This window comes from Lentzea sp. NPDC059081, assembly GCF_042738015.1.
In the GTDB taxonomy this organism is placed as follows: Bacteria; Actinomycetota; Actinomycetes; order Mycobacteriales; family Pseudonocardiaceae; genus Lentzea.
Genome location: NZ_JBHYGW010000023.1, coordinates 73,188 through 93,698, shown reverse-complemented (window position 1 = coordinate 93,698; position 20,511 = coordinate 73,188). Strand labels below are relative to the sequence as shown.

The window sequence follows — 20,511 nt, the reverse complement described above, 5'->3', positions numbered from 1 at the left end:
CTGCCGCACCCGTGCGGCGTCTCAGTAGCGTGGGGGCATGGCTGAACGGGTGAGCTGGGTTCCGGACGGTGTCGACACGGGCAAGCCGAGCGCCGCGCGCCTCTACGACTACCTGCTCGGCGGCGGGCACAACTTCGCGGCCGACCGGGCGCTCGCCGAGATGTTCCTGCGGGCGCAGCCCCACGCGCGCACGGTCGCGCGGCTCAACAGGGCGTTCCTGCGCAGAGCGGTGCTGTTCATGGTGCAGCAGGGCATCCGGCAGTTCCTGGACCTCGGGTCCGGCATCCCGACGGTCGGCAACGTGCACGAGATCGCGCGCAAGGCCGATCCCGAGTCACGGGTCGTGTACGTGGACTTCGAGGAGGTCGCGGTCGCGCACAGCCAGCTGATCCTCGAGGGCGACCCGCTCGCGACGATCATCCAGGAGGACATGACCAAGCCGGAGGCCGTGCTCGAGGCCGCACGGGAGAGCGGACTGCTCGACTTCACCCGACCGGTTGGTGTGCTGACCGTGGGTGTCTTCCACTTCGTGCCGGCCGAGGCGGACCCGCGGTCGATCCTCGCCGCGTACCGCGACGCCGTGCCCGAGGGCAGCTACCTGGCGTTCTCGCAGTTCACCCCGGACTTCGACGCTGACGAGATGGCCGCGGTCGTCGAGGTCATGAAGAAGAGCCAGAACCCGATCCACCCGCGCACCAAAGGCGAGATCGAAGGGCTCTTCGCGGGGTTCGAGCTGGTCGAGCCGGGAATCGTGCCGTCGCCGCTGTGGCGTCCGGAGGGCACGAACACCGACGACCCGGACGAGGCGGCGATCTACGCGGCGGTAGGCCGAAAGGTGTAGGCACGGCGCTGTGTTGCTGGCCCGGTGGGCGGGGAATCCGTACGCTCTGTCACAGCATGGAACTTCCGGAGCTCGCCGCCCGCTGGATGCACGCGCTGACGTCGACCGCGTACATCCCGCTGTCCCACGCCGAAATCCGGCAGGCGCTGCTCGACTCGCTGGTGGAGCTCCCGGAGTCGCCTGAATCGGTTGGCGATCGATTGGTGTCACTCCACGCAACCGGTCCCGACTCGTTGCGCGTCACCATGGAGGTCCTCTCCCCCGCGTTCGACCTGCCCCTGCTGTCCCGGCTCGGCTCCGCGTACGCGCAGGCGATGCGGATGGACGCGTTCGACCAGCAGGAGCAGATCAAGGTCGCGATCGTGCGGGCCAAGCAGCGCGTCGAACGCACGCTCAAGGTCAGCCAGGCGCGGTTCCGGGAGGTGTTCGACTCCGCGGCGCTGGGCATCGTGATCACCGACCTCACCGGCAGGTGCGTCGAGGCGAACGACGCCCTCGCCGTGATCGTCGGCCTGGAGTCGGGCTCCGACCTCGACGAACGCGACCTGCGCGACTTCTACCGCCCCGACGACCTGGCCTCGCTGGGCGCCTCCTACCGGCAGGTCAGCGAGGGGCGCCTCGACCGGTTCCGCGACCAGCGCCAGCTGATCCGCGTCGACGGCGAACCGGTGTGGGTGCACCTGGTCGTGTCCGTGCTGCGCGACGCGGACGGCGAGCCGACCCACCACGTGACGATGGTCGAGGACATCAGCGAGCTGCACCTGTTGCAGCGCAGCCTGGACCACCAGCTGCTGCACGACTCGCTCACCGGCCTGTCGAACCGCCAGCACTTCACCTCGCAGGTCGAACGCCTGCTCGACGGCGGGCCGATCACGTTGTACCACCTGGGTCTGGACGCGTTCTCGGTCGTCAACAACGGCCTGGGCCACGACACCGGCGACAAGCTGCTCAAGATCGTCGCGAACCGCCTCGGCAAGCTCGCCGCCGAGAAGGACGCCGTGCTGGCGCGGATCGGCGGCGACGAGTTCGCGCTCCTGACGACCGCCGACACCGTCACGTCGACCGTCGAGGAGATCCAGGAGGTGCTCGGCGAACCGACCTTTGTGGACGATCACGGCATCGCGCTCTCGGCCAGCATCGGCGTGGTGGACCGGCCGCCGTCGTTCGCGACCGCCGCGGAGCTGATGCGGTGCGCCAACGCCGCCCTGCGCCAGGCCAAGGCGCGCGGGAAGCGGCAGTGGGCGTTGCACGACCCGCACGACGACGCCCGCCGCCGCGGCCGGTACGCGCTGGCCGCGTCGATGCCGGGCGCGTGGGAGCACGGCGAGCTGGAGATCGTCTACGCGCCGGTCCACGACCTGGAGACCCGCGAGGTGCTCGGTGCCGTCGCCCGGCTGCACTGGGACGACCTGAGCCACAACGACACCATGGCGCTGGCCGACTCGACGGGCCTGTCGCTGCCGATCGGCAGGTGGTTGCTGCGGGAGGCGTGCGCCCAAGCTGCGAGATGGGTCGAGGAGTTCGGTGACGGGGCGCCCACGCTGCACATCGCGTTGGGCGCCTTGCAGTCCCGGGACGAGGATCTGGTCGCCGACGTCAAACGGGCGCTCGACGAGACGGGCCTGCCGCCCGAACGGCTGCGCATCGCCCTGGACGTCTCCTCGGTCCTCGCGGGCGACGACAACGCGCTGGTGCTGCACGACAGCGGCATCGTCACGGCGCTGGACGGCTTCCGCGGCGGCCACGACGAACTGGCCGTGCTGACCGAGGTGCCGGTCCGCTCGGTGATCACCCGAGCGCCCGCCCCGAGCCAGGACTCCCCGCTGCACCAGGCGATGCGCGGCCTCATCGCGACCGTGCACGGCTTCGGCGTGCGGTTCGCCGTGGACGAGGTCCACACCCTCGAGGAGGCCGACGACTGGCGCGCGGCCGGCGCGGACGGCGTGATCGGCCTGCTGCCAGCGCTCACCGCCGCCCAGGTGACGGAGCTGCTGGTCAGAGCTGCTTCACCGCCGCCAGCAGCTTCGTGAGCGAGTCCTTCGCGTCCCCGAACAGCAACGTCGTCTTCGGGTTGTACAGCAGCTCGTTGTCCACGCCCGCGAACCCCGGCCGCATCGACCGCTTCATGAACACCACGGACTTCGCGCGGTCCACGTCGAAGATCGGCATGCCGTAGATCGGGCTGGCCGGCTCGTCGCGCGCACCGGGGTTCACCACGTCGTTGGCCCCGACCACCACCGCCACGTCGACCGACGTGATGCCGGGGTTGACGTCGTCGAGCTCCTTGAGCTGCTCGTACGGCACGTCCGCCTCCGCCAGCAGCACGTTCATGTGCCCCGGCATCCGCCCGGCGACGGGGTGGATCCCGTACGACACGGCGACTCCGCGTCGTTCGAGCTGCGACACGAGCTCCCGCACGGCGTGCTGCGCCTGCGCGACGGCCAACCCGTAGCCGGGCACGACGACGACGTTGTTCGCGTACCCCAACAGGATCGCGACGTCCTCGACCGTGCCGGACTTGACCGTCCGCTGCTCTTCCTGGTGTGCCGTAGCGGTTGTCGCCTTGAACGCCCCGAAGAGGATGTTCGTGAGCGAGCGTCCCATCGCCTGCGCCATCAACCGCGTCAGGATCGTGCCGGACGCGCCGACGAGCGTGCCCGCGACGATCAGCAGCGTATTGGCCAGCACGTACCCGGACGCCGCCACCGCGAGCCCGGTGAACGCGTTCAGCAACGAGATCGCGATCGGCACGTCCGCCCCGCCGACCGGCAGCACGAACAGCACCCCGAGCGCCAGCCCGACCGCCGCCAGCAACCACAGCAGGAACCCGTTCGGCACCGCCATCGTCAACGCGCACAGGGCGACCGACGACACGCCGGCGGCGATCGCGAGCTGCTGCCCGGCCGGCAGGAGCACCGGCCGCGTCGTCATCAGCTCCTGCAGCTTGAGGAACGTGACCACCGACCCGGAGAAGCTGACCGACCCGATCAGCACCGTCAGGACGGTCGCGAGCCGGAACATCACCGTCGTCCCGGGCACTGCGAAGAACTCCGCGAGCGCGACCAGAGCCGCCGCCGCGCCACCGACTCCGTTGAACAGCGCGACCATCTGCGGGATGGCGGTCATCTTCACCGAGCGGGCGGCCGGGATGCCCACGACGACACCGAGTGCGACGGCGATGAGGATCCACAGTCCGTTGTGGACCACGCCGTGGACGTACGCGGTGATGACGGCGACCAGCATGCCGAACGCGCCGATGAAGTTGCCGTAGCGCGCGTACTTGGGCGAGCTCAAACCCTTGAGCGCCAGGATGAAGCAGAGCGCGGCGACGAGGTACATCAGCTGGACGATCATTTCCTGAACATCTCCAGCATCCGGTCCGTCACCACGAACCCGCCGACCACGTTCACCGTCGCCAGGAACACCGCCAGCAACCCGAGCACCAGCTCCAAGGTGCTCTCCGCCGACCCCGTGATCAGGATCGCGCCCACCAGGATCACGCCGTGGATGGCGTTCGCACCGGACATCAGCGGCGTGTGCAGGATCGTGGACACCTTCGAGACCACCTCGAAGCCCACGAACACGGCCAGCACGAAGATCGTCAGCAGGTCGATCACGGCAACTCCTTGCGGATCTCACCGTCGTGGGTGAGGCAGCAGCCGTCGAGCACCTCGTCGTCGAGGTTCGGCTGCACCACGCCGTCCACGATCATCAGCTTGAGCAGGTTGACCACGTTGCGCGAGTACAGGCGGCTCGCGTGCACTGGCATCGACGACGGCAGGTTCCGCGCGCCGTGCACGAGCACGTCGCCGACCCAGATCTCCTCGCCCGGCACGGATCCCGCGTAGTTGCCACCCGACTCCGCCGCCAGGTCGACCAGCACGGAACCCGGCGCCATCGCCTTGAGCATGTCGGTCGTCACGAGCTCCGGCGCCCTGCGGCCGGGGATCGCGGCCGTGGTGATCACGACGTCGGACGCGGTCACGTGCTCGCCGATGAGTTCTCGTTGGCGTTCCAGGAACTCCTCGGACTGCACGGACGCGTAGACGCCCGACTGCGTCTCCAGGTCGAGCTCCAGGAACTTGGCGCCGAGGCTGCGGACCTCCTCGCCGGCGGCCTTGCGGACGTCGTAGGCCTCGACGACGGCGCCGAGGCGGCGCGCGGTCGCGATCGCCTGCAGGCCCGCCACTCCCGCTCCCAGCACGAGCACCTTGGCCGGCGGCACGGTGCCCGCGGCGGTGGTGAACATCGGCAGGAAGCGCGGCAGTCGTCCGGCGGCGACCAGGACCGCCCGGTAGCCGGCCACGAGAGCCTGCGACGACAGCGCGTCGGCGGTCTGGGCACGGGTCACGCGCGGCAGCAGGTCGAAGCTGAACGACGTGACGCGGCGCTCGCGGTAGACCTCCAGCAGGTCCCGTTCGGCGCCGGGCTGCAGGAAGCTGATGGTCACCGCGCCGGGCTTCAGGCCGGCGGCCTGGTCCAGGCTCAGCGGTTGCACGGACACGACGACGTCGGACTCGGGTGTCGGGTCCTCGGCCGTCACGGTGGCTCCGGCCGCGCGGTAGGCGGCGTCGGGGGCGTGGGCGTGGCGGCCCGCGCCCTCCTGGACGTGCACGGTCAGTCCGGCGTCGACCAGCGACGGCACCGTTTCCGGTACGCAGGCGACTCGGCGCTCGGCGGGCCGCGACTCTGCGGGAGTTCCCACTTTCACCGTACGCACGTTACGCGATCAAAGGTGACCTGGGCCACATCACAGTTGCCAGAGAACCGCACCGGCGAGGGTCAGGCACCCTGCCAGCCCAACAGCGGGCACGACGCGCTTACCGAGCGTCCACGCGCTGGCGTTGGCGATCGCGTAGTAGAGCAGCACGCAGAACGAGCTGAACACGATCGCGCGCGTGACGTCGACGGTGAGCACCAGCGCCACCGCGACGAGCCCGGTGCAGATCTCGGCGATCCGCAGGTCGGCCAGCGGGGACGGCAGCCTCCGGTCGCGCGCCATCGCCAGCGCGGTCCGCGAGACACCGAGCTGCAGCGAGAGCAACGACCCGAGCGCGGCCAGGCAGGCGGCGACGCGGATGACGGGCGCCAGCGCCGGCGACACGTCGGCGAGGGTCGAGGAAGCGAGACCCGCACCCAACGCGTGCAGAGACACCACGGCGACGGCCGCGTAGACGACCAGCGTGATGGCCAACGAGATGACCACGGCGCGAGGGATTGTTCGTTGTGGTTCGCGAACCTCCTCTCCGAGGGTGGCAATGCGCGCGTAGCCGGCGAACGCGAAGAAGAGCAGCGCGGCGGCGGGAAGGATTCCTGCGGGCAGGAACTCCGCCGGCTGCACGGAATCGCGTGCGGTGACCACGGTCGCGCAGAGCACGAGCAGCACGATGACCACGATCAGCCGGGTGACCAGTGCGGACTTCTGGACACCCGTCAGGTTCAGCACGGTCAGCGCCACGACGGCCGCGACCGCGACGGGTTTCGGGAAACCGGCGTAGGTGCCGACGGTCAACGCCATCGCCGCGCACGACGCCGTCTTGCCGAGCACGAACGCCCACCCGGCGAGGTCGCCCCACACGCGGCCGAGGCGCTCCCGCCCGTAGACGTACGTGCCGCCCGACTGCGGGTACCTGGCGGCGAGCCAGGCGCTCGACAACGCGTTGCAGCAGGCGATCACCCCGGCGATGACCAGACTGACGAGCAACGCGGACCCAGCGGCGGCCGCGGCCGGGGCGAACACCGCGAACACCCCGGCGCCGATCATCGAGCCGAGCCCGACGAAGACGGCGTCGGTCACACCAAGGCTGCGGGTGAGCTGCACCCGGTCAGTGTGCCGCCAAGGATCAGTGAGACACAGGGCATCCGGTGGGCTGTGCCGCGGGGAAGAAGTTCGGCAGCAGTTCACCCGTGTCGTAGTAGCGGTGGTACACCGGCGTGAGCCCGCCCGACACGGGAGGCACGATCCAGGACCACTCCGCGGGGCAGGACCGTCCGGCGGCCTCCTCCTTCTCCAGGTGCGTCAGGAACCTCTTCGACTCGGTGTGGTGGTCGGTGATCGTGACGCCGGCCTCGGCGAACGAGTGCAGGACGGCGCGGTTGAGCTCCACCAGAGCCCGGTCGCGCCACAACGTCGCCTCCGACGACATGTCCAGGCCCATCCGTCTGGCGATGTACGGCAGCAGGTCGTATCTGTCGTGGTCGGCGAGGTTGCGGGCGCCGATCTCGGTGCCCATGTACCAGCCGTTGAACGGCGCCGACGGGTAGTCGATCCCGCCGATGCGCAGCCGCATGTTGCTGATCGCGGGCACGGCGTGCCACTTCACGCCGAGCGCGCCGAGCCACGGCAGGTCCGGGTGCGAGAGCGGGACCTCGAGGACCGCGTCGGCCGGGATCCTGACCAGTGCGGGCTTGTGACCCTCGCAGGAGACCATGAGCGGCAGCAGGTCGAACGGGCCGCGGATGGCCGGCGGCTGCCAGCCCCGTTCCACCGCGAGCTCGGTCAGCGCCAGGTTCCGCCCGTCCCCGAGCACGCCTCCGTCCGCACCCTTGTAGGCGGCGTAGCGGATGATCTGCTCGTTGTGGATCACCGGGGCGTGCGTGCCGGGCTCGGCAGGGGCGAAGACCGTGATGACGGGGCGGATCTTGCCCTTGTTCGTGGCGACGCGGAGGTGCTCGACGCACTCCTTCGCCACCTCGGCGGGGGCGGACACCTCGCGCAGGTCGCGCACCTTCAGGCTCCGCCAGTAGAGGCGGCCGATGCAGCGGGAGCTGTTGCGCCACGCCACGCGCGCGCCGAAGGTCAGTTCGGCGGTCGTGTGGCGGTAGGTGCCGGTCGCGGCGATCTCCGCGTGGATCTCGGCGAGCCTGGCCTCGACGGGCCCGAGGTCCGGGTTCTCCGCGTGGTGCTGCCGGATGAAGTCCTCTGCCTCGGCGATCTCGACGTCGCCGAGTTTCTCGACCTGCGCCGGGGGAAGCGCCGTGAGGGAACGGGGCATCGCGTCAGTCGGGACGGGGGTCATGGCGGGCCACCGTAGTCGCGCTTTAGTGGTGCGGAAACCGCCTCTCGCGCTACTCCATCCGGATCATTTGATCACGTCTGACACGCTCAGAAGTCCTTGATCCCTCAACCGGGTGACAATGCCTGGCACAAAGAGTGAATCCGGACTGTTATCTCCCCGAGATCGAACATTAATCGGTGATCTAGGTCACTGCGCATTTCGACCCGTTCGAGTGAACCGGGCAGGCAATTCCCACGTAGCAAATTGCGTCATCCCGCGCACCGCCGCGGAGGACGGCAGCGCGCGCAGGACGAGGTCGCGCAGCGCCACCGCGATCGGCGAGCGGACCTCGATCCCGAACCTCCCGGCGAGCCTCGACCCGCGCCACACGGCCTGCGTCCGCGGCCGCCGGAGCGCGTCGTACCGGACGAGGTCGCCGTCGCACACCGCCAGCGTCACCGCGTCCTCCAACGCCATGCAGGCGCCCTGCCCGAGGTACGGCGTCATCGCGTGGGCGGCGTCGCCGAGCAACGCCACCCGTCCCGACACGAACGTCGGCAGCAACGGCAGGGCGTAGATGTCGTGCCGGATCACCTCGGGAGTCGAGGCCAGCAGCGACGGCAACGGGTCGTGCCAGCCCGCGAACAGCTCGAGCGGGTCCAGGTCCGCCTCGGCGGGCGCCATCGCGGCGACGTACCAGCAGACCCGCCCGTCGCCCAACGGCAGGACGCCCGCCTCACCGCCGGGACCGAGTGTCTGCGAGATGGGCAGGTCGAACGGCCCCGGCGCCACCCCTCGCCACGCCGTGGCCCCCGCGTACACCGGTCCCGGCGCGTCGGGCAGCAGCTCCGCGCGGAGGCGGCTGTTGATGCCGTCCGCCGCCACCACGAGGTCCGCGTCCAGGTCCTCAACGCTCGTCACCTCGGCATCGTTGAAGAGGATTTCCGACGGCAACGCGCGCAGCAGCACGCCGTGCAGGTCCGCCCGGTGCATCGCGGTGACCTTCTCCTGGCCGACGTCGGGCAGGTGCACGAGCCACCGTCCGTCCGACGACCGCACACCACCCGACACCCGCGGCGTGCCAAGCCGTCTGACCTCCGCGTCGACACCCATCCACTCGAGCGCGCGCATCGCGTTCGGCATCACGCCGACACCGGCGCCGATCTCACCGAACGCCGCGGCGCGTTCGTGGACGACGACCTCCCAGCCGACGCGGCGCAACGACACCGCCGCGGCCAGCCCGCCGATGCCGCCACCCACCACGATCGCCTTCATCCCGGCCTCCTCTACAGCTGTAGAGAATCTACACCTGTAATCTACGGATGTAGAAGGAGTTTGCTGACACATGCGCAAGGACCTGATCACCGACGCCGCGATCCGGCTGGTCGCCGCGCAGGGCATGCGCGGCCTCACGCACCGCGCGGTCGACCGCCAGGCCGGGTTGCCAGAAGGCTCCACCAGCGCGTACTTCCGCACGCGCAAGGCGCTGGTCGAGGGGTTCGTGGAGCGCCTGGCGACCCTGGAACGCCTCGACGTGGCTCCCGACCCCGCCGACGTCGCCGGCAGCCTCGCGCGCACGCTCGACAGCTGGCTCGTCGAGCGCGACCGCACGCTCGCGCGGTACGCGGCGATGCTGGAGGCGACGCACCACCCCGAGCTGAGGTCGATCCTCGACCACTCCCCGCGCGAGCAGGCCACGGCGCTCGCCACGATGCTGGGTCACCCGGACCCGGAACGAGCGGCCGCGCACTTCACGGCGTTCCTGGAGGGTCTGCTCTTCTACCGGCTCGTGGGCGCGGGCAGCGTTCTCGGGCCGGCTCCCGGCACCGAGGAGAGCGTCGCCGACCTGCGCGACGCGGTCGAAAAGGCGTTGCGGCCGTAAGTACGTTGGGTCTCATGGGATTCGGGTACGGGGTCTTCTACCTCTGATCACTGACGTGTGCCACCGCGTAACACGTCCTGATTTCGCGTACCCAGAAGAGGATCCCCGTGCGTTCGCATGTTCATCTGACGACCCATGACCTCACCAAGGGCTATGAGACCGGCCCCGTCGTCGACGGCATCTCGCTGACGGTCTCCGCAGGCCAACGCCTCGGCGTCATCGGCGAGAACGGCCGCGGCAAGACCACCCTCCTGCGCCTGCTCGCCGGCGACCTGGCGCCGGACCAGGGAACTGTCGCCCTGCACGGTTCGTTGAGCCTCGTACGACAGGAAATGCCGTTCCGACCCGACGAGACGGTGGGGGACCTGCTGTCCGAGGCGCTGCGGGAGAGCCGGCTGGCACTGTCCGAACTGGACAGTGCGGCGGAGCCGTTCGACGAGCGGCGCTACGAGCGGGCGCTGGCCCACGCCGAGGACATCGAGGCCTGGGACGCCGGCCGCCGCGCCGAGATCGCCCTCGACGCGCTCGACGCCGACCACGACAGGTCGACGCGGCTGGAACACCTCAGCGTCGGGCAGCGCTACCGGGTCAGGCTCGCGTGCCTGCTCGCCGAACGCGCCGACGTCCTGCTGCTCGACGAACCCACCAACCACCTCGACGCGGGTGCGTTGGCCTTTCTGACCGAACGCCTCCGGCAGCACCACGGGGTCGTGGTGCTCGTGAGCCACGACCGCGCACTGCTCGACGACGTCTGCACGCAGCTGCTCGACCTCGACCCGGCACCGGACGGCCAGGTGCACCTGCACGGCGGCGGCTACCGGGCGTTCCAGGAGGCCAAGCGCGCCGAACGCCGGCGCTGGGAACAGCGGTTCGCGCAGGAAGAAGCCGAGCACGACGAGCTGACCGGCAAGGTCGACCGGGCGCGGTCCCGGCTGCAGGACGGCTGGCGTCCGCCGAAGGGCGCGTTCAAGCACAAGCGCACGACGCGCGCGGCGAACAAGATGCGCACCGTCGCCAGGAGGCTGGAGGAGCTCGGCGACCAGCGCGTCAGCGCTCCCCCGCCACCGCTGCGCTTCACCCCGCCCGAGCTGGAGGCGGACGGCGACCTGCTGCACGCCACCCCGCTCGAGGTGCCCGGCCGGCTGCGCCTCACCGAGCCAATCTCGCTCGGCGCGGGCGAGAAGCTGCTCGTCACCGGCCAGAACGGCGCCGGCAAGTCGACCTTGCTGGCCGTGCTGGCCGGTCGCCTGACCCCCACGACCGGCACGGTCGCGCACACCGGCCGGGTCGCGCTGCTCGCCCAGGAGTCGGCGTTCGAGGACGAGGACGCCACCGCCGCCCGGCTCTGCCCGCGGGCGGCGGAGCTCGGTCTGCTGACGGCGGCCGACCTGACCCGCCCGGTCTCCCGGCTGTCCACCGGTCAACGCCGGCGGCTCGACCTCGCGGTCCTGCTGAGCCGCGGCCCGCACGTCCTGCTGCTGGACGAACCCACCAACCACCTGTCGATCGCCCTGGTCGACGACCTGACGGAGGCGCTGCGCGAGACGCGGGCGGCTGTGGCCGTCGCGACCCACGACCGGCGGATGCGGACGGATTTCGGGTCGTGGCGTTCCGTAACCCTGAATTCACCTTCACGAAGTCATGAAAGTTCTGTAGCTTCAGAAGTAGGTCCTCTGCTGAGCACTGGGAGGTGTGCGAGATGACCGAACTGATCTCCGAGACACTGCCGACCGCCCGCCCGAACCCGTTCGACCCGCCCGTCGAGGTCAGCGGCATCCGCGAGCAGGCCCGCATCAGCAGGCTGAGGTTCGCCGACGGTCACCTCGGCTGGCTCGTGACGGGTCACCACCAGGTGCGCGAGATCCTGGCGAGCCCGAGCTTCACCACCAACCCGAACAAGCACCACATGCTCGACCTGCGGTTCCAGGGGGAGATCCCGGAGGGCGGCCGCAAGGTCCAGCCGGGGATGTTCCTGAGCCAGGACCCGCCGGACCACACCCGGCTGCGGCGGATGCTGCAGGGCCAGTTCACCGTCCGGCGGATGAACCAGCTGTCCGACTGGATCGGCACGATCGTCGACGACCAGCTCGAACACCTGCGGTCGCTCGACGGCAGGGCGGACCTCGTCAAGGAGTTCGCGCTCCCGGTGCCGTCGCTGGTGATCTGCGCCCTGCTCGGCGTCGCGTACGACGAGCGGCACAGGTTCCAGGAGGACACGGCGAAGCTGCTGAGCCTGGAGTCGACGTTCCAGGAGGCCATGGACGCCATGGCGCGCATCCAGGAGTTCATGCACGAGCTGATCGCCCGCAAGAAGGAGAACCCGGGCGACGACATGATCAGCGACCTGCTCGCCACCGGGGAGCCGACCGACCAGGAAGCGGCGAACATGGCGCTGCTGCTCCTGCTCGCGGGCCACGAGACCACGGCGAACATGCTGGGCCTCGGCACGTTCACGCTGTTGCAGCACCCGGACCAGCTCAAGATCCTCAAGGACGAGCCCGAGGTCGTCGACAACGCCGTCGAGGAGCTGATGCGCTACCTGTCGATCATCCACTTCGGACCGGTGCGCACCGCGAGCGAGGACGTGGAGATCGACGGGCACCTGATCGAGGCCGGCGACACGGTGCTGATGCACATGCCCGCGGCCAACCGCGACCCGGAGAGGTTCCCCGGCAACCCGGACGAGCTCGACCTGCGCAGGCCCGCGTCGGGGCACGTCGCGTTCGGCCACGGCATCCACCAGTGCCTGGGCCAGCAGCTCGCCCGCATCGAGATGCGGATCGGGTTCGCCAAGCTGTTCGCGGCGTTCCCCGACCTGCGGCTCGACGTGGATCCCGGGGAAGTGCCGCTGCGCACCGACATGGGGATCTACGGCGTGCACTCGTTGCCAGTAGCGTGGTCGTCATGAGGATTTCCGTTGACCAGTCGAAGTGCTGCGGTTCGGGAATGTGCGTTTTGACCGACCCCGACCTCTTCGACCAGAGCGAGGACGACGGCACGGTGGTGCTCCTGGTGGAGGAACCCGACGCCGCGCACGAGGCGACCGCGAAGGAAGCGGCCGGTCTGTGCCCGGCGGGGGCCATCACCGTCACCTGAAAGCCGTTGCCAGAGCTGCCAGGCGACACCTGTGCCCCGTCGCCTGGCACCCCGCGGTGGTCGTACGCTCTTTCGCGTGAACACCGCGCCCGGCTGGTACCCGGACAACGCCGACCCCCGTTTCGTGCGGTGGTGGGACGGCACGCAGTGGACGCCGCACGTGCAGCCGCGGCAGCAGCAGGCCGACGCCCATCAGGTCGAGATGCAGGTGGGCGGCACGGGTCAGGACCGCGTCGCGAGGCAGGTGCAGCGCGCGGGCATCCAGCAACCCGTGGCCGGCGGCGGCGGGACCCTGTTCACCGAGCCGGTCCTGGTGGTGAACCAGAAGGCGAAGCTCGTCGAGCTGTCGAACTCCTACGTCATCTACGACCAGCACGCCCGCCACATCGGCACCGTCGAGCAGGTCGGGCAGTCCGGCGCCGCGAAGGCGTTGCGCGCCTTCACGAAGATGGACTCGATGCTCGACGTCCGGCTGGAGATCCGCGACGTCCACGGCCACCCGGTCCTGCGCATCACCAGGCCGCCGACCCTGTGGAAGTCCAAGGTGCTGGTCGAACGCGGTGACGGCATGCCGATCGGCGAGATCATCCAGGAGAACGTGTTCGGAAAGATCCGTTTCGCCTACGTGTGCAACGGGATGCAGGTCGGCGGCATCTACGCGGAGAACTGGCGCGCGTGGGACTTCTCGCTGCGCGACCACACCGACACCGAGGTCGGGCGCATCACGAAGACCTGGCAGGGCATGGCGAAGGCGATGTTCTCGACCGCGGACAACTACGTCGTGCAGCTGCACCGGCCGGTGCCGGACCCGTTGCTGAGCATGATCGTGGCGTCCGGCGTCACCGTCGACACAGCACTCAGCCAGAACCAGAGCTGATCGCGAGACGCAGCTCGTCGACCTCGGCCCCGAACCCGGCCGCCGTCAGGGTCTCCTCTGCCTGCCGCCAGTGCTCGTGGGCCTCCAGCAGGCGTCCTGCGCGGTCCAGCGCGTTGCCCAGCACCCGCAGCGACCGGCCGAACTCCGGCGGCGAGTCCATCTCCCGCGCCTGGTCCAGCGCGAGCGTCGCCAGCCGCAGCGCCTCCTCCGGCGTCGGGGCGAGCCCGGACCGCAGGCGCCACACCCAGATGCGGCCCTGCCGGTCGTCGTGCTCCTCGAAGAACTCCCACGCCTGCCCGAGCTGCTCCTCGGCCAGGCCGGCCTGCCCCGACCGGATCAGCGTGTCGGCCAGGAAGAGCCGGATGTTGGCCGCCATGTCCGGATCGCCCAGCTTCCGCGCCGCCGCCAGGGACGACCGCAGGAACTCCGCCGACGCCGCCAGCTCGCCGGTGAACTGGTGCAGCCGCCCCAGTTCCAGCGTCGCCATCAGCGCGCTCTGCTCGTCGCCCAGCCCGCTCGCGAGCCGCCGGGCCCGTTCCAGGTAGCCCGTGGCCGCGGTCAGTCCGCCCGCCCGCCGTTCGATGGCGCCCAGCGAGCAGAGCACCTCGATCTCGCCGTGCGGGTTGCCGGACGTGACGAACCGGGTCATGGCCTCGCGGTGGGCCTCGCGGGCCTGCGCCGACCGGCCGCTCCACTCGTGCATCCAGCCCATGCCGTACCAGGCGTAGGCCTCGCCCCACACGTCACCGATGGCGGCGAAACCCTCCTGCGCCGCCTGGAAGTTCTCCGACGCCGCCACGTAGTCGTGCAGCCGTGCGCGCAGGATTCCACGTTGCTGGAACAGGACCGGCTTGCGGTCCGGCGGCGCGCACGACAGCCCGAGGCAGTTGACCTGCTCCCAGTCGTCGAACCGGGCGCGCAGGTCGCAGAACGCCGCCGACCGGATCGCGAGCTCCGCCGCCTGCGCGCCGAGGCCGAGCGCGACGGCCTGCGTGACCAGGGCGTGGATGTTCTGCCACTCCGCGTCGAACCAGGTGGCGGCGTCACCGAGGCCGAACGGTTCCAGCGCCAGGGGTTCGAGGCGGATCGCCTGGTGCGGCAGCTCCACGTCCGCCCGCACGGCGAGGTCGACCCACTGCTCCACCAACGCCTTCAGCGCGACCGCCGGGTCCTCGGACGCCGCCTCCCTGCCGAACGCGCGCAGCAGGTCGTGCAGCCGGTACCGCACCTGCCCCACCGCGTCCCTGCCCGCGTAGTCGACCAGCCGCGCGTCGACCAGCGCCTCGACGTGGTCCTCCGCGTCGTCGAGACCGAGGCCCAGCAACGGGGACGCGGTCCACGCCGGGAAGTCCGGGGTGTCGACCAGCGACAGCAACCGGAACGCCGTGCGGTGCGAGGAATCCAGGCCGTCGTAGGACAACGCCAGGGACGCGCGGACGTCGAGGTCTCCCAGCGACAGCTCGTCGAAGCGGCGGCGTTCGTCGGACAACCGGCCGGCGAGCTTCGCGAGCTGCCAGTGCGGGCGCGCCACCAGCCGGGCGGCCGCCACCCGCAACGCCAGCGGCAACCTGCCGCAGTACGTCACGATCTCCTGTGCCGCCACGGGTTCCGCGGCGCACCGGGCCTCGCCGACCGCCGCGCGCAGCAACGCCAGCGCGTCGTCCGCCGGCAGCACGTCGAGCGGCACCACGTGCGCCGCCTCCAGGCCCGCCAGCGCCGCCCTGGACGTCACCAGTGCCGCGCCCGAGGTCGTGCCCGGCAACAGCGGCCGCACCTGGGCCTCGTTGACCGCGTTGTCCAGCACGACCAGGATCTTGCGGTCCGACAACAGGTCGCGGTACAGATCCACCCGATCCTCCACGGAGGACGGAATGGCACCGCCGGACACGCCGAGCCCGCGCAGCAACCGGTCCAGCGCCGCCGCGGGTTCGACAGGCCGCTGCTCGCCGCCGCGCAGGTTCAGGTACAGCTGGCCGTCCGGGAACGCGTCCCGCACGGCGTGCGCGCAGTGCACGGCCAGCGAGGTCTTGCCGACGCCGCCGGGCCCGGTGATGGTCCAGGTGCCGCCGGCGCGCAACCCGGTCGTGAGCCGCGCGACCTCGTCGGCCCGACCGGAGAAGTCGCCGACCGCGGGCGGCAGCCAGGACGGTCCGGAGTGGACGGAGACCGGCGCGGACGACCCGGCGAGCACCTCCATGTGCAGCGCGCGCAGTTCCTTGTTCGGGTCGATGCCGAGCTCCTCCGCGAGCACCTCGCTCGCGCGGCGGAAGACGTCGAGGGCCTGCGCCTGCTGGCCGCAGCGGTGCAGCGCGAGCATGAGCTGGAACCAGAACCGTTCGCGCAGCGGGTGTTCCGCGACCAGCGACCGCAGCTCGTCGACGACCTGGTCGTGCCTGCCGAGCTGCAGCTCGGCGTCGTTGCGGCGTTCCAGCACCTCCCAGCGCTGCTCGTTCAGCCGCTGCACGTCGGTCTGTTCCATCCGCAGCGACGAGACCTGGTCCAGGGCGGGCCCGCGCCACAGCTCCGCCGCCTCGCCGAGCAGCCGTGCCTCGGTCTCCAGGTCGGGCGCGCGCCGGGCCTCGGCGCGAAGGCGTTGGAACGTCAGCAGGTCGAGCTGGTCGTCGTCGACGTGGATCGAGTAGCCGGTCGGCCACGTGCGCACGAGTTTGCGGTCGGCGAGGTCGTCCAGCGACTGCCGCAACCGCATGACGTACGTCTGCAGAGTCGCCCGTGCCGCCCCGGAAGGCTCGTCGCCCCAAAGGTGTTCCATCAGCTCGTAGGACGACACGGGTGCGTTGGCCTTCATCAGCAACGCGGCGAGCAGGACCCGTTGCTTGGCCGACCGCAGCTCCACGACCCGGCCCGAGTCGATGACCTGCAACGATCCGAGAACCCTGAACCCCCACTGCCGCTGCATGGGCCCGATCCTAACCAGCCGGTAACCGGACGTGTCAGGGAAATGTCAGCGGGTGACGTGATGCTTCTCGCCCATGAGGAGGACAACCTTCGTCGCGGTCGCCGCGTTGCTCTGGGGGCTGGTCACGGCGAACGACGCGCTGGCCGAGAGCGCCCCCGGCTGCGGACCGGTGACGCAGATCGGCGCGACCGCCTACATCGGATCCGGTGGCCAGAAATGGGCCTCCGTCAAGCAGTTCAAGGGCTGCGGCAAGAACTGGGCCTACATCTACACCTGGACCGACACCCACAACGCGGGCGCCCCGTACACGCCGGCGGTCGTCATCGAGAAGTGGGGCGGCCCGAACCACCACGAGCCGTACGGCTTCGCGGGCGGCCGGCACGGCTCCTACCGGCAGAAGGAGCTGTGGTCGGGCGGTGCCGCGACGCTCGACGTCTGCACCTCCGCGCACGGCGAGTGGGAGGTCGACGGAACGCTCTACCAGGTCAGCACCGAGATCCGCTGCTGACGTCCCGGCGCCGGGCAGCGCCCCAGCCCCCCAGCCGGGCGCTGCTCGGGCGATGGTGTCGCCGGGGTCCGAAGCCCAACCTCTCCTCGGCCCCGGCGACGCCTGTCACGCCGCTCCCTGCGACCTCATGAACTCCCCGAGGCGCGACGACAGCTCGTCCGCGGCCGCGTTGCCCCGCAACCGGTCCGCCTCCTGCTTCAACGGCCGCATGCGGTCGCGCGTGCGGGCCGAGCGGATCGGGCCGGACACCGCGATCGCCTGCTCCCCCACGTCACGGGCCTGCTCCGGCTCGTTCTGCACCAGGTAGTTGACGGCCAGCGCGGCGAGCCGGAACGACCGGCTGCGCGAGGCCTCCTCGCCGCCGGACGAGATCGCCCTGGTGAGCAACGGGATCGCCGTCCGCGCGTACTTCACGTCGCACGTACGAGCCAGTTCGGTGTGGACCATGCCGCCGATCGACACGAGGTCGGCCAGGTCGAAGAACCGCGCCCACGGCGGCGCGTCCTCGGTCTCGGCGCGGTCGAACTCGTCCTGCGCGCGGGCGAACTGGCGCAGCGCCTGCCGTTCCGCGCCCATCTTCGCGAACGCCCAGGCCTCGTTGGCGTGCAGGATCGACACGGCGAGCGTCGACCCGCTGGCCTGCGCGATGGGCAGACCGCGCTGGAACGACTCCAGGGCGTCCTGCGCCAGCTCGTAGTGCAGGTGCACGCGGCCCATCCGGTAGTGGACGTTGGCCTCCAGCGCGGTGTTGCCCGACGACCGCGCGAGCTCCATGGCCCTGCCGAAGTGCCGGTGCGCGGACTCCAGCAGGCCCATGTCGAACGACGCCCAGCCGGCCAGGTTGTGCAGGTCCGCGATCGCCACCTGGAGCCGGTGCAGCACCGGCCCGGACGACCCGGCGTCGAGCAGCGGGTTCGCCCAGCCGAGCAACGCCACGCAGGCGTCCCGGCACGCGCCCCCGCCGTATTCGTAGTCCAGTGCCCGAAGCGCGCTCGTCAACGTTTCGACATGACGCCCGTCGGTTTTGTCCACGCGAGCTGGAAATGCATCGCCGTTGAACATAGCTGGTCCTCCTGACGCACGTCGGACACTCTTGTGGAGATACCCGTCACGCACCGCCGGTATTCACCGCGCCGTCGCCACGATCCCACTGTCCGGCCTGGTCGGGAAGGGTTTTCCGGTCTCAAGGGGGACACAGGAGCGCGCGACCACCACAACGCCGTGGTGGTCGCGCTCACGATTCTGGACGCTCGTGGTGACCGGAAAGAGGCCATCGAGGTGTCATCGAAGCGGCACTGAATCAATTCCCGGTGATGACGCCTCACCGGAACGGCCGCTCATGTCACTCTTGCAGGGTCACCACCTGCGCGGGGCACCTGTCCACCGCGTCACGCACGCCGGGCAGGAGGTCCGCCGGCGGATCGGGGACGACCACGACGCCGAGCCCGTCGTCGTCCGACTGGTCGAACACGTCCGGTGCGGCGAGCACGCACTGGCCCGACCCGATGCACCTCGCCTGGTCTATCCGGACCGCGGGCACGCTCACCACACCACCGGGATCTCGGCGGCGCCGTAGGTGATCATGTCGTCGCGGTAGCGCATCTCCCGCACGGGCACGGCGGGGCGCAGGCCCGGGAACCGCTCGAACAGCGTCCGCAGCCCGATCTGCAGCTCCGCGCGGGCGAGGTTGGCGCCGAGGCACTGGTGCGGGCCGAAGCCGAAGCCGAGGTGCGACACGGCGTCGCGGTCCAGGTCGAGCTCGCCGGGCCGCGGGCAGAGCGCCTCGTCGAGGTTCGCCATGAGCGACACGCTGACCCAGTCACCGGCTTTGATCAGCACCCCGTCGACCTCGACGTCCTCGGTCGCGCGGCGGGTGAGGCCGGCGCCCCCGAGGTGACCGACGGTGTAGCGCATCAGCTCCTCGACGACCACGTCCGCCCGGCTCGGGTCGCGCCGCAGGACCTCCAGCTGGGCGGGCTGCTCGAAGAGGTGCAACGTGAACAGGCCGAGGAAGTTGGACGTGGTCTCGTGCCCGGCGGCCAGCAGGCCGATGCAGAGGAAGATCAGCTCGTCCATGCTGAAGTCGGTGTCGTTGGCCATCAGGCCGATCAGGTCGTCGTTGGTGCCCGCGGCCTTCTTCTCCGCGACGATCGGCGCGAGCACGTCCGCAAGCTTCGTGGCGTGGGCGAGGTACTCGTCCTTCGAGCCGTTCTTGCCGAAGAGGTCGCCGGCCGTGGCCTGGAACAGCTCCTGGTGCTCCGGCGGCACGCCCAGCAGCTCGGCGATGACCAGCGACGGCAGCGGCAGGCACAGCGAGGTGACCAGGTCGGCGGGCGCGCCCTTGGCCTCCATCACGTCGAGGTGCTCGTCGACGATCTGCTGGATGCGCGGCCGCAGCTCGTTCATGCGCTTGACCATGAAGCCGCGCGAGAGAGGACGCCGCAGGCGCATGTGCGCGGCGCCGTCGACGCCGTTGATGTTGCCCGGCTGGTCGGGGTCGATCACGGTCTCGCCGTCGTCGGTCCGCATCTCGGGCTGGCCGCCCTTGCGGGTGCTGAACCGCGGGTCGGACAGCACCTGCCGGACCCCGGCGTAGCTCGACACCACCCAGGCCTCGACGCCGTTGGGCCAGAGCATCCTCACCGGCCCGTCGCCGACGGCCTCGGCGAAGCCGACCGGCGGCATCAACGGGTGGTCGCGTTCGTGCATGACCGGGCACACAGCTGCGTCAGTCACGGGATTCCCCCTCAACAGAACAGAACTGTTCTTTTGACTTCATGACCGAACGTAGCGCAGCGACTACGCGCTGACGAGTTGTTTGGCACTAAAGTTCAGCTCAGGAGGGGCCGCAGCAGACCGTCGACGATGTCGTCGATCACGCCCTGTTCCTCCGACATCAGCACGAACGTCGAGATCAGCGCGGTGATGAGCACGCCGGAGTGGAGCCCCTGCGGCAGCTCGCCGCGCGCCTTCGCCCGGTCCACGGCGACCTGCAGGTGCACGGTGTAGGCGCGGTCGACGTGCTCCTCGCGCAGACGGGCCAGGTCGGCGTCCTGACGGCTGCCCTCGAGCAGGCCGAGGAAGATCCCGGCGGTGTCGAACGGCATCGGCTCGCCCCACGACCGCAGGATCTGGCGCACGTCCTCGGCGAACGACCCCTCGTCCGGCTGGGGCAGCACGGGCAGGTTCGCCCGCAGCGCGGCCATGATCAGCCGCGCTTTCGAGGGCCAGCGCTGGTAGAGGCTCGACTTGCTCGCGCGCGCCCTGGCCGCGACGAGGTCCATGTTGAACCGGGCGTACCCGACCTCGGCCAGGACGGCGAGCACGGCGGCGAAGACCTCCTGCTGACGCTCGGGCGCGTCCAAGGGCGTGCGGCCCACCCGTGGTCCTCT

At 70.4% G+C, this 20,511-nt stretch carries 19 protein-coding genes; 8 read left to right on the top strand and 11 right to left on the bottom strand.

The annotated features are described in order from the left end of the window. Positions 1–37: 37 nt before the first annotated feature. Together ACFWV3_RS35430 and ACFWV3_RS35425 are read left to right on the top strand one after the other, a co-directional pair. Positions 38–841 carry an SAM-dependent methyltransferase gene (locus ACFWV3_RS35430; protein ID WP_382417944.1) on the top strand — a complete coding sequence of 268 codons (804 nt, stop codon included), beginning with the start codon at positions 38–40 and terminating at the stop codon, positions 839–841. A gap of 56 nt (positions 842–897) precedes the next feature. Then, positions 898–2,871: a putative bifunctional diguanylate cyclase/phosphodiesterase gene (locus ACFWV3_RS35425; protein WP_382417942.1), complete on the top strand. Its 1,974-nt coding sequence runs from the start codon at positions 898–900 to the stop codon at positions 2,869–2,871. On the opposite strand, the gene ACFWV3_RS35420 is transcribed toward ACFWV3_RS35425, so the two are convergent. From ACFWV3_RS35420 to ACFWV3_RS35395, 6 genes are all read right to left on the bottom strand, one after another. After that, complete coding sequence (locus ACFWV3_RS35420) at positions 2,837–4,195, bottom strand: NAD(P)(+) transhydrogenase (Re/Si-specific) subunit beta (protein ID WP_382417940.1); 1,359 nt, start codon at positions 4,193–4,195, stop codon at positions 2,837–2,839. The two genes, ACFWV3_RS35425 and ACFWV3_RS35420, sit on opposite strands and share 35 nt — an antisense overlap. After that, positions 4,192–4,458 (bottom strand): NAD(P) transhydrogenase subunit alpha, encoded by a 267-nt coding sequence (locus tag ACFWV3_RS35415; RefSeq protein ID WP_045309221.1) that lies wholly within the window; start codon positions 4,456–4,458, stop codon positions 4,192–4,194. Before ACFWV3_RS35415 ends, ACFWV3_RS35420 begins: the two co-directional genes overlap by 4 nt. Then, complete coding sequence (locus ACFWV3_RS35410; protein WP_382417938.1) at positions 4,455–5,546, bottom strand: NAD(P) transhydrogenase subunit alpha; 1,092 nt, start codon at positions 5,544–5,546, stop codon at positions 4,455–4,457. The genes ACFWV3_RS35415 and ACFWV3_RS35410 overlap by 4 nt, the downstream gene beginning before the upstream one ends. 45 nt (positions 5,547–5,591) lie before the next feature. After that, positions 5,592–6,662, bottom strand: a complete 1,071-nt coding sequence (locus tag ACFWV3_RS35405; RefSeq protein WP_382417936.1) for an APC family permease — start codon at positions 6,660–6,662, stop codon at positions 5,592–5,594. Between the two features lie 22 nt (positions 6,663–6,684). Further along, positions 6,685–7,860 carry a nitric oxide synthase oxygenase gene (locus ACFWV3_RS35400; protein WP_382417934.1) on the bottom strand — a complete coding sequence of 392 codons (1,176 nt, stop codon included), beginning with the start codon at positions 7,858–7,860 and terminating at the stop codon, positions 6,685–6,687. 186 nt (positions 7,861–8,046) lie between these two features. Further along, on the bottom strand, positions 8,047–9,114 hold the full coding sequence (locus ACFWV3_RS35395) for an FAD-dependent monooxygenase (protein ID WP_382417933.1): 1,068 nt from the start codon (positions 9,112–9,114) through the stop codon (positions 8,047–8,049). A gap of 70 nt (positions 9,115–9,184) precedes the next feature. Between ACFWV3_RS35395 and ACFWV3_RS35390 the strand changes: the two genes are divergently transcribed. From ACFWV3_RS35390 to ACFWV3_RS35370, 5 genes are all read left to right on the top strand, one after another. Then, the gene (locus ACFWV3_RS35390) at positions 9,185–9,721 is read left to right on the top strand and encodes a TetR/AcrR family transcriptional regulator (protein WP_382417931.1); all 537 of its coding nucleotides are present in this window, start codon (positions 9,185–9,187) and stop codon (positions 9,719–9,721) included. A gap of 77 nt (positions 9,722–9,798) precedes the next feature. After that, positions 9,799–11,424, top strand: coding sequence for an ABC-F family ATP-binding cassette domain-containing protein (locus tag ACFWV3_RS35385; protein WP_382417986.1), 1,626 nt, complete (start codon positions 9,799–9,801; stop codon positions 11,422–11,424). Then, entirely contained in the window at positions 11,421–12,629 is a 1,209-nt protein-coding gene (locus ACFWV3_RS35380; protein WP_382417929.1) for a cytochrome P450, read from the top strand. Before ACFWV3_RS35385 ends, ACFWV3_RS35380 begins: the two co-directional genes overlap by 4 nt. Beyond that, positions 12,626–12,817: a ferredoxin gene (locus ACFWV3_RS35375; RefSeq protein WP_382417927.1), complete on the top strand. Its 192-nt coding sequence runs from the start codon at positions 12,626–12,628 to the stop codon at positions 12,815–12,817. Before ACFWV3_RS35380 ends, ACFWV3_RS35375 begins: the two co-directional genes overlap by 4 nt. A gap of 76 nt (positions 12,818–12,893) precedes the next feature. Further along, positions 12,894–13,694: a phospholipid scramblase-related protein gene (locus tag ACFWV3_RS35370; protein WP_382417925.1), complete on the top strand. Its 801-nt coding sequence runs from the start codon at positions 12,894–12,896 to the stop codon at positions 13,692–13,694. Here ACFWV3_RS35370 and ACFWV3_RS35365 read toward each other — a convergent pair. Next, complete coding sequence (locus ACFWV3_RS35365) at positions 13,675–16,611, bottom strand: BTAD domain-containing putative transcriptional regulator (RefSeq protein ID WP_382417923.1); 2,937 nt, start codon at positions 16,609–16,611, stop codon at positions 13,675–13,677. The genes ACFWV3_RS35370 and ACFWV3_RS35365 overlap by 20 nt on opposite strands. A gap of 73 nt (positions 16,612–16,684) precedes the next feature. Between ACFWV3_RS35365 and ACFWV3_RS35360 the strand changes: the two genes are divergently transcribed. Then, positions 16,685–17,119, top strand: a complete 435-nt coding sequence (locus ACFWV3_RS35360) for a hypothetical protein (RefSeq protein ID WP_382417921.1) — start codon at positions 16,685–16,687, stop codon at positions 17,117–17,119. Positions 17,120–17,224: 105 nt separating this feature from the next. Here ACFWV3_RS35360 and ACFWV3_RS35355 read toward each other — a convergent pair whose 3' ends face one another. The 4 genes from ACFWV3_RS35355 to ACFWV3_RS35340 form a co-directional block, all read right to left on the bottom strand. Beyond that, positions 17,225–18,118 (bottom strand): hypothetical protein, encoded by an 894-nt coding sequence (locus ACFWV3_RS35355; RefSeq protein ID WP_382417919.1) that lies wholly within the window; start codon positions 18,116–18,118, stop codon positions 17,225–17,227. Between the two features lie 343 nt (positions 18,119–18,461). Further along, entirely contained in the window at positions 18,462–18,665 is a 204-nt protein-coding gene (locus ACFWV3_RS35350) for a ferredoxin (protein WP_382417917.1), read from the bottom strand. Continuing rightward, positions 18,662–19,855 (bottom strand): cytochrome P450, encoded by a 1,194-nt coding sequence (locus tag ACFWV3_RS35345; protein ID WP_382417915.1) that lies wholly within the window; start codon positions 19,853–19,855, stop codon positions 18,662–18,664. The genes ACFWV3_RS35350 and ACFWV3_RS35345 overlap by 4 nt, the downstream gene beginning before the upstream one ends. A 95-nt stretch (positions 19,856–19,950) precedes the next feature. Next, positions 19,951–20,499, bottom strand: coding sequence for a TetR/AcrR family transcriptional regulator (locus tag ACFWV3_RS35340; protein ID WP_382417913.1), 549 nt, complete (start codon positions 20,497–20,499; stop codon positions 19,951–19,953). Positions 20,500–20,511: the final 12 nt, after the last annotated feature.

Bases quoted from the DNA above. Each gene is read 5' to 3' on its own strand.
- ACFWV3_RS35375 (WP_382417927.1), top strand. From the start codon at position 12,626: ATGAGGATTTCCGTTGACCAGTCGAAGTGCTGCGGTTCGGGAATGTGC.
- ACFWV3_RS35420 (WP_382417940.1), bottom strand. From the start codon at position 4,195: ATGATCGTCCAGCTGATGTACCTCGTCGCCGCGCTCTGCTTCATCCTG.
- ACFWV3_RS35425 (WP_382417942.1), top strand. From the start codon at position 898: ATGGAACTTCCGGAGCTCGCCGCCCGCTGGATGCACGCGCTGACGTCG.
- ACFWV3_RS35360 (WP_382417921.1), top strand. From the start codon at position 16,685: ATGAGGAGGACAACCTTCGTCGCGGTCGCCGCGTTGCTCTGGGGGCTG.
- ACFWV3_RS35365 (WP_382417923.1), bottom strand. From the start codon at position 16,611: ATGCAGCGGCAGTGGGGGTTCAGGGTTCTCGGATCGTTGCAGGTCATC.
- ACFWV3_RS35430 (WP_382417944.1), top strand. From the start codon at position 38: ATGGCTGAACGGGTGAGCTGGGTTCCGGACGGTGTCGACACGGGCAAG.
- ACFWV3_RS35400 (WP_382417934.1), bottom strand. From the start codon at position 7,860: ATGACCCCCGTCCCGACTGACGCGATGCCCCGTTCCCTCACGGCGCTT.
- ACFWV3_RS35380 (WP_382417929.1), top strand. From the start codon at position 11,421: ATGACCGAACTGATCTCCGAGACACTGCCGACCGCCCGCCCGAACCCG.
- ACFWV3_RS35390 (WP_382417931.1), top strand. From the start codon at position 9,185: ATGCGCAAGGACCTGATCACCGACGCCGCGATCCGGCTGGTCGCCGCG.
- ACFWV3_RS35395 (WP_382417933.1), bottom strand. From the start codon at position 9,114: ATGAAGGCGATCGTGGTGGGTGGCGGCATCGGCGGGCTGGCCGCGGCG.